At 58.4% G+C, this 12,812-nt stretch carries 11 protein-coding genes and 1 pseudogene; 11 read left to right on the top strand and 1 reads right to left on the bottom strand.

Translation table 11 applies throughout. From position 1 onward, the window contains the following. Positions 1-41: 41 nt before the first annotated feature. The 10 genes and pseudogenes from metK to EOD29_RS37395 all read left to right on the top strand — a co-directional run bounded on the left by metK (position 42) and on the right by EOD29_RS37395 (position 9,833). Positions 42-1,217 (top strand): methionine adenosyltransferase, encoded by a 1,176-nt coding sequence (gene metK / locus EOD29_RS28100; protein WP_063169265.1) that lies wholly within the window; start codon positions 42-44, stop codon positions 1,215-1,217. A gap of 100 nt (positions 1,218-1,317) precedes the next feature. Beyond that, on the top strand, positions 1,318-2,331 hold the full coding sequence (locus tag EOD29_RS28095; protein ID WP_126063919.1) for an adenosine kinase: 1,014 nt from the start codon (positions 1,318-1,320) through the stop codon (positions 2,329-2,331). Between the two features lie 65 nt (positions 2,332-2,396). Further along, a complete protein-coding gene (gene tdh / locus EOD29_RS28090) occupies positions 2,397-3,431 on the top strand; it encodes an L-threonine 3-dehydrogenase (RefSeq protein WP_063169264.1) in 1,035 nt (344 codons plus the stop codon). A 714-nt stretch (positions 3,432-4,145) separates the two neighbouring features. Continuing rightward, positions 4,146-4,314, top strand: a pseudogene (locus EOD29_RS37410) (transposase); the annotation flags it as partial. Between the two features lie 129 nt (positions 4,315-4,443). Next, on the top strand, positions 4,444-4,683 hold the full coding sequence (locus EOD29_RS37405; RefSeq protein WP_127248567.1) for a hypothetical protein: 240 nt from the start codon (positions 4,444-4,446) through the stop codon (positions 4,681-4,683). 443 nt (positions 4,684-5,126) lie between these two features. Then, positions 5,127-5,813, top strand: coding sequence for a response regulator transcription factor (locus tag EOD29_RS28075; protein ID WP_024505585.1), 687 nt, complete (start codon positions 5,127-5,129; stop codon positions 5,811-5,813). 71 nt (positions 5,814-5,884) lie between these two features. Beyond that, positions 5,885-7,306, top strand: a complete 1,422-nt coding sequence (locus tag EOD29_RS28070) for a type II and III secretion system protein family protein (RefSeq protein ID WP_050580548.1) — start codon at positions 5,885-5,887, stop codon at positions 7,304-7,306. 12 nt (positions 7,307-7,318) lie between these two features. After that, positions 7,319-7,879, top strand: a complete 561-nt coding sequence (locus tag EOD29_RS28065) for a CpaD family pilus assembly lipoprotein (RefSeq protein WP_127248566.1) — start codon at positions 7,319-7,321, stop codon at positions 7,877-7,879. An 82-nt stretch (positions 7,880-7,961) separates the two neighbouring features. Further along, positions 7,962-9,173, top strand: a complete 1,212-nt coding sequence (locus EOD29_RS37400; protein WP_245475460.1) for an acyltransferase — start codon at positions 7,962-7,964, stop codon at positions 9,171-9,173. A 3-nt stretch (positions 9,174-9,176) separates the two neighbouring features. After that, the gene (locus EOD29_RS37395; protein ID WP_245475459.1) at positions 9,177-9,833 is read left to right on the top strand and encodes an SGNH hydrolase domain-containing protein; all 657 of its coding nucleotides are present in this window, start codon (positions 9,177-9,179) and stop codon (positions 9,831-9,833) included. Between the two features lie 481 nt (positions 9,834-10,314). On the opposite strand, the gene EOD29_RS28055 is transcribed toward EOD29_RS37395, so the two are convergent. Continuing rightward, on the bottom strand, positions 10,315-11,454 hold the full coding sequence (locus EOD29_RS28055; RefSeq protein WP_127248565.1) for a porin: 1,140 nt from the start codon (positions 11,452-11,454) through the stop codon (positions 10,315-10,317). 681 nt (positions 11,455-12,135) lie between these two features. Between EOD29_RS28055 and EOD29_RS28050 the strand changes: the two genes are divergently transcribed. After that, entirely contained in the window at positions 12,136-12,492 is a 357-nt protein-coding gene (locus EOD29_RS28050; RefSeq protein WP_024505577.1) for a hypothetical protein, read from the top strand. Positions 12,493-12,812: the final 320 nt, after the last annotated feature.

The following is a 12,812-nucleotide window of genomic DNA, read 5'->3' as shown; positions in this document are numbered from 1 at the left end:
AACTCCTCACTAACTCCAGCACTTGAAGCGAGGGCATTTTTATGACCAGGCAGTTCGTGTTCTCTTCCGAATCCGTCGGCGCGGGACACCCCGATAAGATGGCAGACAACATCTCCGATGCCATTCTCGATGCGGTCCTGCGCACCGATCCGAAGGCGCGCGTCGCCTGTGAAGTGTTGGTGAAGACGGGGATGGTCGTTGTGGCTGGCGAGATCACCAGCCATGCCCACATCGATTACAGCCAAGTCGCCCGCGATACGATACTCGATATTGGCTACGACGATGATGCGATTGGCTTTGATGGTCGACGTTGCGCCGTCGTTCTGGCCCTCACCGAGCAGTCGCCCGACATAAGCCAGGGCGTTGATGAAGGACGAGGGCAGGATCTCGGGCAAGGGGCAGGGGATCAGGGCATCATGTTTGGATTCGCATGCAACGAGACGGATACATTGATGCCCCTGCCGATCCAACTCGCTCACCATTTGACGAAAAGACAGGCCGAGGTCCGGAAAGCGGGACAGCTTGGCTGGCTGCGTCCGGACGTGAAATCTCAAGTGTCGGTACGCTACGAAGGGCTCCGCCCGGTGGCGCTGGATACCATAGTCCTGTCAACGCAGCATGACGAAGCGGTCTCACAAGCCACGGTCCGCGAAGGCGTCATTGAGGAGATCATAAAACCGGTCCTGCCGGCCCACCTGGATACTTCGGGGATCAGATTTCTGGTCAACCCAACAGGGCGGTTCGTGGTCGGTGGGCCTGCCGGCGACTGCGGCCTCACAGGACGGAAGATCATCGTCGATTCCTACGGTGGGACCGGGCGTCACGGCGGCGGTGCCTTTTCGGGCAAGGACCCATCCAAGGTTGACCGCTCGGCGGCCTATGCCGCCCGGTATGTCGCGAAGAACATCGTTGCCAGCGGCCTTGCGGAGGTCTGCGAGGTTCAGCTTGCCTACGCGATCGGCGTGGCCAGTCCGGTTTCTGTCATGGTCAATACCTTCGGAACCGCAAGGATCGAGGAAAAAAGGATCGAGCGCCTTGTTCTCGAGGTTTTCAATCTCCGACCGAAAGGCATCATCAAGATGCTTGATCTCTTACGGCCGATATACCGCAAGACGGCGACATACGGACACTTCGGGCGTGAAGAGCCTGAGTTCACTTGGGAGAAGACGGACAAAGCTGACGATTTGCTGCGTGAAGCCGGACCGGCAGCTGCGTGAGGGCGGCTGGATCAAGCGCATGCGGCAACCCATTTCAACTCGCGAGACCACGCCCGGCCGGCGTGGCAAGAAGCCGGCTCGGGTTTTGGCGGAGATTTTGATGCCGGATTATGACGTGCTTTGCATCGGCAATGCCATTGTCGACATCATCGCCCAGTGCGACGAGGAATTCCTCGAGACCAACGGCATCATCAAGGGCGCGATGAACCTCATCGACACACAACGCGCCGAACTGCTCTACAGCCGCATGGGTCCGGCGATCGAAGCGTCCGGCGGCAGCGCCGGCAACACGGCGGCCGGCGTCGCCAGCTTTGGCGGCCGCGCGGCCTTCTTCGGCAAGGTCTCCAACGATGCGCTGGGCGAAATCTACGCCCACGACATCCATGCGCAGGGCGTCGCCTTCGGCACCACGCCGCTCAAGGGTGAGCCGCCGACGGCGCGCTCGATGATCTTCGTCACGCCCGACGGCGAGCGCTCGATGAACACCTATCTCGGCGCCTGCGTCGAGCTTGGCCCTGAGGATGTCGAAGCCGACAAGGCGTCCGGCGCCAAGGTCACCTATTTCGAAGGCTATCTGTGGGACCCGCCGCGCGCCAAGGAGGCAATCCGCCAGACGGCGAAGCTGGCGCACGCGGCAGGCCGAGAAGTGTCGATGACGCTGTCGGATTCGTTCTGCGTCGACCGCTACCGCGACGAATTCCTCGACCTGATGCGCTCGGGCACGGTCGACATCGTCTTTGCCAACAGCCACGAGATCAAGTCGCTCTACCAGACATCGTCGTTCGACGAGGCGCTGGCCCAGATCCGCAAGGATTGCCGGATCGCCGCCGTCACCCGCTCGGAAAAAGGCTCGGTGATCGTGCGCGGCGACGAGACCGTGGTGATCAAGGCGACCGCCATCAAGGAACTGGTCGACACGACGGGCGCCGGCGATCTCTATGCCGCCGGCTTCCTGCATGGCTACACGCAAGGCCGCGACCTGCAGACTTGCGGCGACCTTGGCTCACTGGCAGCCGGATTGGTGATCCAGCAGATCGGCCCCAGGCCCCGTCAGAATTTGCGCCGCGAGGCCGAGCAGGCGGGGCTGACCATTCCGGACGTTCAAACGAGTTAGTGGCCTACCTTCCCGTTGTGCAGGCTATCTCGCCAGAAGCGCAATCACGGAATAGGGAAATCCTGATGTCGAACATGATGAAGGCGCTTGTGAAGGCCAAGGCCGAACCGGGCATCTGGATGGAAGAGGTGCCGGTGCCGGAAATCGGCCCCAACGACGTGCTGATCAAGATCAAGAAGACGGCGATCTGCGGCACCGACGTGCACATCTACAATTGGGATCAGTGGGCGCAGAAGACGGTGCCGGTGCCGATGGTGACGGGCCATGAATTCGTCGGCACCGTTGCCGATTTCGGCGCAGCGGTCACCGAATACAAGGTCGGCCAGCGTGTATCGGGCGAAGGCCACATCGTCTGCGGCCATTGCCGCAACTGTCGCGCCGGGCGAGGGCATCTGTGCCGCAACACACTCGGCGTCGGCGTCAACCGTCCAGGCGCCTTCGGCGAGTATCTGGCGATCCCGCAGCACAATGTCGTGCCGATCCCCGACGATGTGCCCGATGAGATTGCCGCGATCTTCGATCCCTTGGGCAATGCCGTCCACACCGCATTGTCCTTCGATCTGGTCGGCGAGGATGTGCTGGTGACCGGCGCCGGGCCGATCGGCATCATGGGCGCGCTCGTCGCCCAATGCGTCGGCGCGCGCAAAGTGGTCATCACCGACATCAACCCGGTGCGGCTGGCGCTAGCCAAGAAACTCGGCGTCCAGCATGTCGTCGACGCCTCGAAGGAGAAGCTGCGCGACGTCATGCCGGTGCTCGGCATGACCGAGGGGTTTGACGTCGGGCTCGAAATGTCAGGCGCCGCCCCCGCTTTCCGCGACATGATCGACACCATGAACAATGGCGGCAAGATCGCCATTCTGGGCATCGCGCCGACCGGCTTCGAGATCGACTGGAACAAGGTCATCTTCAAGATGCTGCATCTCAAAGGCATCTACGGCCGCGAGATGTTCGAAACCTGGTACAAGATGATCGCGCTTGTGCAGGGTCCGCTGGATGTCTCCGGCCTGATCACCCACCGCATCGGCATCGACGATTTTCAGATCGGTTTCGATGCGATGAAGAGCGGCAGTTCCGGCAAGGTGGTGATGGACTGGTAGGGATTGCCTTGGCCGCTATTCAGGAAAAGCTGACGACAGCACCTCTGGTCCGCCGGACATTTTCCAACTAGGGGAACATGGCTGGGTGGAGAGCTATGGCTCCGCTACGTGCGCTCGCTAATCATATACGGCGACGTATCGCGGCCCACCCGGTGACGGTCGATGGGGCAATTCGCTTCAGTCGATGACGGAAACCCGGTGAACCGATGCTGAGGCCCCGACGCGATCGTCTATTTCCTATGATCTGCGATTGAGGTCGAGGTGTTGCCGCTTTCAGCGGGTAAGATGCGATAGACGACTTCCGGTACCCTTCCGGTCAGCGAAAAGGAAGGCAACGAGCCGCATTGCCTCAAGCAAAATGTTACCAATAGTGTCCTGTTCCAAAGGGGATGGACAGGTCGTGCCATTCCGGTTCGGGGGAAGGATGGCGCGGCTAAGCATGGCGACACGGTGAAGCGGCGATCGTGGAGCTTTATTGCGGCGTTGACAAGCGGCGCATTCTGGATGAGTTCGAGGCGGTAACCGGCTATTATTCGCAAGCGCGCGATCCGTCTTATGAACCGTCGTGAGCAGAGGCCGTCTGCGGGCAAGAGCCGCAGCCGCTGTTACGGCAGCGATGTCCGCGACGGGCTCATCGTGTTGTGGGAGGATTCGGAGCGGCTGGGTCCGCATCGACGCTCGCGGCGGCCAGCGCCGCCGGGCAGGAATGAGTTCGCAGTTCGCCGCTCGGTGCCAGCCCGCACCTTCGGCGATTGGAAAGATCCGCCGCCCGGCTTTGTTGAGCGCATTCGGGCACGTCTTCGTCAGGGAGCTTCGTGCAGACGATAGTGCTGACCGGATTGCCGCCGGCTGGACCGATTGCATTCCGCTCCGCACGCGCGACAGCGGCAATGTGATCATGGCGATCAAGCAGGCCCGCTCCCGGTTTCGCTGACCCTGTGCTGCTGTTTGCCGGCATCCGCCCGCACAGGAAGAGCTTGTAAAAGCGGTCGGTGCGGAAATCGAGGAGCCGTTGGTCGTCGATCTTCAGCCTGAACGCGGTCGTTTGCTGGTGCTGCAAATCGGCTGTTGCATGTACATCCCTGTCAGACGTCAGTTTTCCTCGCCTATTTTGGTGTCGAGCGCGAAGTGCTCCAACCAGATTGCAAGGCTTTTTGGAAATGAGAGCGGCTTTGCGCAGGGCGCTCCGTTGTTGAGCATTCAAGCTACCAAGCCAATGACGCGCAGGTTCCACCAGGCTCGCCAGCCTTGAAGGACAGCGAAAAAAGCAGAGCACGACAGACACAACAGTGCATCAGGACGCCGCAGTCGTTGAAGATGGTGCGCTGCATCCATACCGTGGATGGATTCGATCCAAATAATCGATTTGTTCAATCAGTTTCTCGAAAGCTAACCCTACCCTCTGTGGGAATCGGGCTCTGAGCCGCGACGCTGCCTTGCGAGCGCAGGGGCTGCACGTAGGAGAGATGATGCAACGAGAAATCGCACGCGGGTTGCTGGCCTCGTGGGTTCGCCGACCGGCGTATTTGAGCCCGTCAGTTGGTCCTCACCCGCGCCTATTGCCACCGAGCGACTTGCATGTCCCTCCGACTCGGACCAGTTCCGAGAGCTGCGACGAGTTGCGCGCCGTGTGCTCCGATCAGATGGCCGCCGGTGACGCGTTCGATGGGCCGTCCCTCTTCGAGAGGAGATGAAATGCGAACGCTGCTCGTGGATCATCATGCGGATCTTGCGCGCGCCATGCGACTTGCGCTCGGGGATGGCGGCTTCGTCGTTGATGTCGTTGGTACTCTGGAACTGGCTTCGAGTGCATTTTCTTGCGCCAGCTATGAAATTCTCCTGCTGGAATTGGCTCTGCCAGATGGCGATGGCTTGGGTTGGCTGAGGCAGTTGAGGACCCACGGGCATTCAGTTCCTGCCGTCATTATGAGCAGCCTTAACGATCTCGATAAGCGAATTGCGATCTTCAACGGTGGTGCGGACGACTTTCTGCTCAAACCCATCTCTACCGATGAGCTTATTGCCAGAATGAGAGCCATTCTGCGCCGGGCGACACAGATGACCGACCTGAGGCTCGTATTTGGCAATCTCGACTTTGATCCGGTCGCCCGCCAGGTTTTCGTTGATGGGCACCCAATGATGATCGCACGTCGCGAACTCTGTATTCTAGAGCACCTGCTTAACCGGGCAGGCCGCATCGTGCCCCGTGCGCAATTGGAAGATCACCTCTATTCATTCAACGACGACGTGTCTGCCAACGCGCTTGAAGTCGGAATTTATCGTTTACGGGGACATCTGACCAGATCAGGTGCAACGCCACGGATCAAGACCATCCGAGGCATTGGTTACATCCTAGAATTGACTGACGCCTCGTCCGCATAGTTTGTCGAATCGAAAGAAGATCTATTTTGCTGATCCTTCAACATCCTTGCCCTGCGCTCAATTGGCGGGCGATCGCCAACAAGGTTACAAGACCTGCAGTGCCCCGTTACCTGGGCCATCTCCTCTGCGCGCTTATTGTGACTTTCCCACTTGGTGTCGCGGCGCAAAACAAGCAGGACAAAGGCCCGCCGCATGCGGCTTCGAATAGCATCAACGCCACGCTGACCCTTTCCTCTTCGCTCGGGGAGACCGTTCATCTGCCCGCGCCAGCCACGACCATCTTTGTTGCTGACCCCACGATCGCGGATTTTCAGGCGCCATCGAGCAAAACAATCTTCGTCTTTGGCAAGAAATCGGGGCGGACCAGCCTATTCGCCTTGGATGGCAATGGCGAGCCTCTCGCCGAATTGCGTATCGTTGTCACGCAACCGATCGGGGATTTACGCGCCATGTTGCGGGAGCAGGTCGGCGACTATCCCATCCGCGTCAACTATACGCCGCGCGGCGCAATCCTTAGCGGGACGGCGCCCGACGCAGAGGTCGCCGACACCGCAAAAAGAGTCACTGAGCAATATCTGGGCGACGGAGCGCAAGTCGTCAACAACATCAAGGTCGCTGGATCCCTGCAAGTTAACCTCAGCGTGCGCGTAGCCGAAGTCTCACGCAGCGCCATGAAGTCACTCGGCGTCAACTTGTCCGCCTTCGGTCAAATCGGCAATTTCAAAGTGGGCGTTCTAAGCGGAAGCGCTGCAAGCGCTGGGTCTGGTTCAACCCAGGGTGGCGGTACAGCAGAAATCGGATTCGACAACGGTGCCGTCAACGTCAGCGCGGTTCTCGACGCGCTCGCCAAGGAGCACATAGCTTCCGTCCTGGCTGAGCCGAACCTCACCGCTATGTCGGGTGAAAAGGCCAGCTTTCTCGCGGGCGGCGAATTTCCCATTCCTGTCCTGCAGGAAAACAGGCAGGTATCGGTTGAATTCCGTCACTTCGGCGTCAGTCTGGAATTTGTGCCGACAGTTCTCAGCAACAATCAAATCAACATTCACGTAACGCCCGAAGTCAGTGAACTGTCGACGCAAGGTGCCGTGCAAATCAACGGAATTTCCGTGCCGGCAGTTTCCACGCGCCGAGCCGATACGGTCGTCGAACTCGCCAGCGGCCAGAGCTTCGCAATCGGCGGTCTAATCAGGCGGAACGTCAACAATGATGTCAGGGCCTTTCCCTGGCTCGGAGAACTGCCGATCCTGGGACCGCTTTTTCGCTCGACCTCGTTTCAAAAAGAGGAGTCAGAACTGGTCATTCTAGTTACGCCTTACATTGTAAGACCAGGCTCCAACCCAAACCAGATGAGCGCACCGACCGAGCGGGCGGCACCGGCTTTGAACGGAGGGGGCGCTCCGACGAATTCCGTGACAAGTCCCCCGCGAGACCGCGCTGCTATCCGTGCGGGCGCGCCAAGCGCCCAGGGCGGTCTCGGCTTCATCATCGAATAGTGTCATCCAAAGATGTTGCGTTTTATAATCCTCTTTGTCGCTCTGGCACCAAGCGTAAGTGGCTGCACAAGCACTACGCCAGTTGATGTCGAACCATCGGCACCAATGCTTGTCCGAGAGGAGACCACCGTCCTGACGTTGCAAAGCCTGCGCGCTTCCGAACGGCAGCGTTTGCGTGTTTTCCTAGACAAGGCCAGTCGCGGCCGGTTCGATGCCATCCACCTCCTCATCAGCGGTTCGCCCCAGCTCAGCACAGGGGTAGCCCATCAGGCCAGGCAGTTGGCAATCGAAGAAGACAACATTCAATTGCGCGATCAACACGACGCCGGCTCAGTGCGAATTGAGGCGATTGTCTATCACGCCCGTCCGCCGGTCTGTCCCTCATATGGTGCCTTACCCAATGAAGAATCCTTCAAACAGCCGCTTGGTTGTTCGACAGGACATAACCTGGCCGTGATGGTCAACGATCCGCGCGATCTGCTCGACAATCAGGCCGTCAAGGCCGGCGATGGCGATCGTGCTTCTGTACCAGTTGCAACTTACAGAGCATTCGGGACGGATAAAGGTGGCTGATACCGCCCTTATCTCGGCAGCACTCCTACCGGAGATTGAAAGCTTCCAATCGCGTCCTGATTAAAATAAAAGGAACCGCTGGATGCAATATAGGCGCTATATCGAGGGCCTTAGGGCCGTTGCTGTACTTCCGGTCGTACTCTTTCATTTCGGAATTTCGGCGATCCCGGGTGGCTTTAGCGGGGTCGATATCTTCTTCGTCATCTCCGGCTACCTAACCAGCGGAAGCCTCCTGGATGACCTTGAACGCGGCCAATTTTCCATCGTCAACTTCTACTGGCGCCGTGCCCGGCGCATTCTGCCGGCGCTCGTCTTTGTGATGCTTCTCACCTGCATTGCGGCATTGTTCATTCTTCTGCCACCGGATCTGCGCGGATTCAGTCTTAGCATCATAGCTACCTCGACCTTCTGGTCGAACGTTTTCTTCTGGAAAACGTCAAGTTACTTCTCTATCGATGCCGCGCTTCTACCACTGTTGCACACTTGGCCGCTTTCCGTGGCGGAGCAGTACTACATCTTCGCACCAATCCTGATGTTCCTAATCTATCGCTACATCGGGAAGCGCTGGCTGACGACACTTCTTCCGATAATTCTCTGCAGCTTCGTAGTGGCGGTGATGGCGACATCGCTGGCACCCACCGCCGGATTCTATCTGCTGCCGACCCGAATCTGGGAACTCATGTTGGGCGCCCTGCTCATGCTCAAATGCCCCTCGCCGCTGGGCAACCGATTCCTGATGGAGTCGGTGGGGGTGGCCGGATTTGGCCTTCTCGCCATCGGGTTCTTCGCGATTTCGGCGAGTGATCCGTTCCCAGGCTACAACGCCTTGTATCCATGCATCGGAACGGCCCTTCTGATCTATGTTGGCCAAAATACCCCCTCGACGGTCGCCACCCGCATGCTCGAAGTCCGGCCGCTGGTCTGGATTGGGCTCATCTCGTATTCGTTGTATCTTGTTCACTGGCCTCTCAATGCGTTCGCGCACTATCTTTCGTTCCAAAAACTCGATCCGTTGATGACCGGTGCGATGTTGGTGGCAAGCCTCGCATTGGCTGCATTCTCCTGGAAGTTTGTAGAGCAGCCGTTTCGACAGAAGAGGGCCTTCACCTCCCCGGGGCCTATCTTCGCCTTTTCAGCGCTCGCGATCGTTGTCCTTTGTGCCGGCGGAGCGGCGGGGGCGCTCGGCAACGGCTTTCCGCAACGGTTTCCGGACTATGTCCAGCGGCGCATTTCCGTCGGGGACTGGAGGAATGGCATCTGTTTCAACGAGGGCACCAGCCGGATCGAAAGCTGAAATATGGAGGATTGCACGCGCACCAGCGGTTTTCCAACAACGGTTTTTTTGTGGGGCGACTCCTTCGCCGCGCACTATGTTTCCGGCTTGGGTGCTAACATAAATCGATTGCAGGCGAACATCGTTGAATATACGTACGCCAGCTGCGCGCCGATACTCTATTACTACCCTTACGATCGTCTTGATTGTGTCCGGTTCAATCGCAAGGCCTTGGACGTCATCTTGGAAGCGGACATCAAGACGGTTATCCTCAGCGGTAGATGGAGTGACTATGAGGTCAGAGGTTTCGACGGTCTTCAGCAAACAATCGCTACGCTTCGTGCCCTGGGCGTGCGCGTGTTTGTCATCGGCCAGTCTCCGCAGTTCCCAACTGACGTCCGGAAAATTGCGTTCTTCGCCAAGCGCCAAAATCTGGACGATACGTCCTGGCCGATCGCGATGGACCCCGACATCAACGAACGTGTGCGCTCATTTACCAAAGGCGCCACATTCATCGATCCGCTGAAATTCCTGTGCAGCGCAGGACGCTGCGCCTATTCCGATAGAGGAGAGTTTTTATATTTCGACTATGGTCATTTCTCTTCAGCCGGCGCCACACTGGCAATCTCGAAATACTGGCCGGCTTTTGGCAAGGACAATGCTCTTCCTAAGACGAAGTAGCGGCTCAGCGGCTGACAAGCACCAGTACGGGTCCCAGTGATAGCTCCTGCTTCCGCAGCAGCCGCGACGATGGAGCTGTTCAGGTTTAAGGCCCCCCGATAGTGACCTAGGATGGGTGCTGCCACGCGGCTCGGACTCAGCGTGCATTATCACGTAAATGTTGAGAGAATGAATGGCGCCGCGAAGGGCAATTCCAGCCGTCCAAAGCGACAGGCGTGTCGCGGCCTCGACATTGCAGTGGCGCTTACCTAACACGGCCTCACACTGCCCTCTAAGCGGCCCCGAATTTGAACTGACGGCCCCTGGCCGGTTCATCGGGCAGGTCAAGGGCTAGGTGTAGTACACAGGGCTCATAACTTTCAGTTTCTAGTTGGTACGATGGGCCGTGGACGTCGATGCAGACTTCAAGATGGCGAACGAAGCTCTCCATGCGTGCGTTGTCGAGGCAAGTGCCTTTGCCATGCTCGCGACTGGAGAGATTTCAAAATGAGCCTTGTAAGCGGAGAATGCCGCCGACGCTGTTCGGCTTGCTCGTGCCCTTGACGGCGGTAGGCTCGGCAGGGCCGAGGCCAGAGTTGCCGTAGTGGTCGTAATCGACCTCGGCTGTGACCGTGAAGCCGGGAACGACCATGTAGGCGACGTTTGCAGCCACACCAGCATCCTTGAGCTGATCACCCGAGACCTGAAGGTTGAACGAAGTTTTCTCGTCAAACTCGTAGGTGGCGCCCGCCCAGAAAGCCCACTGGCCGTTCCAGATTTTGTACGAGCCGCGCCCATGATTGGCAATTGCGCCGTTTGAGTCCTCGTTGAGACTGGCATTGGAACCGTAGCCGAAGAGTCCAAACAGCGACAGCTGGTTTGTGACAGCGACGTCGACGCGGATCTTGCCGGCAAAAGCTTCGTAATTGCTGTCATAAGCCGCGACGCCGGTGATCGAGCCCCAGCCTTGCGTGTATTTCAAGCCGGCGACAACGTGCGGAATATAGCTGTCGATAGTACCGGCTGAGCCCGATCCTTGTTCGAGCGAAATCACAGTCGAAATGCCGTTGCCGGCGTCGAAGTGGTACTGAGCCACGTTGGTGTCGAAGCCGGCCGACGGAACGAGCATACTATCGAGAACGTTGCCAGCGTAGCTTGCAAACGTATCGAAGGCCGACCCCTCCTTGCCAACTCGCAGGCCTCCCAGCTCGACCCAGGCAGAAGCCAGTGCGAGGCCGCTGTTGAAATCATAGTTCTGAGGACTGTCATGCGAGTTAGCGCTGTTGCCAAAATTCACCTGGGTTTCGGTATAGGTCGTCAACGCGCCGAGCTCGGTCTGCTGGCCGGTCCAAGTTTTGAACGTGAAGCGTGTGCTGTTTCGCCAAGTGCCTTGGTCCTCGCCAGTTCTCATGTCCGAGGTTCTTGCGCTGTCATACGATCGGACGTCACCCAGGCCGATATCGTAACGGACATAGCCGCCGATGCGCAGGCAGGTCTCGGTGTTGGGAATATAGGAATATCCCGAGCCGAGGACGTCGCAGATCTTGATGTACTCGGCCGGTTCCCGCTCGGCGCCAGCTGCTCGACCGACGGAAATGGTCATCAGAGCAGTTAAGCCGAGAAGAGGACTCTTGATGTACATGTCTAGATCTCCATGAAGGAATAAAAAGGATAGAGGCGAAAGAGCAAGCTTTTCCTCTAAATTTTGTGCGTATTGTCTCCAATATGTGGACGCCAAAGCGCTTGACACGAGAGGTGAGCCAGCGTAAAAGCCGCATGTACTTATAATAGTGTTTTCTGCTAGGAGATTCATTATCGTTTACATGTGAAACACTCCGGTCGGACCGCTGCAGCTCTCCGAATAGAGCAGCAAGCGACATGCCAACCTGAAGCGTAGATGCGGCCGACACCAAAATCGGGCCGACGCGCCTTCGTCTCGCTGGAATCACTTTTTTTGAGGGTCACTGCGAAAAGAAATGTGCGACACGGTTCGCCATGTTCGATATGTGACAGTCTCGTTTAACAGCGACGGCTTCCCGTCTGACCGCAACGCAGGCCGCGCCATGCGCTACCGAGAAGGATCACTGCGCGTACGCTCCGCAAGGGCTGCGCCAGGAACAGAGGGCGTGCACGTCCGAGGCGTCGCATGGTGGCCGCAGCACCTTTTCGCCGCTGTAAGTTCGCCGTGCAGGTACATTGCGCGGCCGGAAGCGAGAGGGAGCGCACCCTGAAACGGCTGCCTACGGCTCGCCTCGAGTAATTGGCGATGAACAGCATTCTCGAGAACTTAGTCTCGACGGAAAGAGCAACGAAAGGAAGCCGCTTGGACGAGCACGATCCGAAGGAAGAACCGATCGAGACCATTTTCCGCAACGGCACAATCACTGCCGTGGGTATCCTGCTTGCCTTTTCGCTCGGCTTCCTCACTCATTGGGCCGCGAACCCCTTGCCATGGCAACTCTACGATCTGTTCGCTGTAGTGCCGATCCTGCTCGGCATCGCACTGCAGATGAGAGCGCTGTCCATGCTGCTCGACATGAGTTCCTTGCGGCGCCCCATCTACGAACGCGCCAATCGCATTTTCATGGTCGGCCTCATCCAGACCGCGTGTGGCGTCGGCATGGCCATCTTGGTCGATCTTTTCGGGATATCGGTAGGGGGCACGCTGCCCGGCGCTTGACGACAAGCCACACCGCCGCTCTTCGCTCGAAGCGACGTCAAGCCGGGGAACCTTGTGCACCCCCTAGCGGCGTCCTCCTTTCATCAAATGAGCCGACGTCAGCTTTAGAGCGTCTCGGTGGCTAAAGCCGGTATGGTTTTTCGGCCGGCAGGGAAGGCCGCTGGCTGGACCTGGATGGCGTCTGAACGAGGCTTGACAGGTCCGTTGCGTCGGACATGAATTTCGCATTGCAAAGTTCTTCCGCAGACGCCTCAAGCACACTGCACTGGCGTCACGTACTCAGACGTTGAATGCGGCACCGCACCATCACCTCAGGCGCA

The organism is Mesorhizobium sp. M1A.T.Ca.IN.004.03.1.1, from assembly GCF_003997555.1.
In the GTDB taxonomy this organism is placed as follows: Bacteria; Pseudomonadota; Alphaproteobacteria; order Rhizobiales; family Rhizobiaceae; genus Mesorhizobium.
This window is presented reverse-complemented; position numbering and strand designations above follow the sequence as displayed.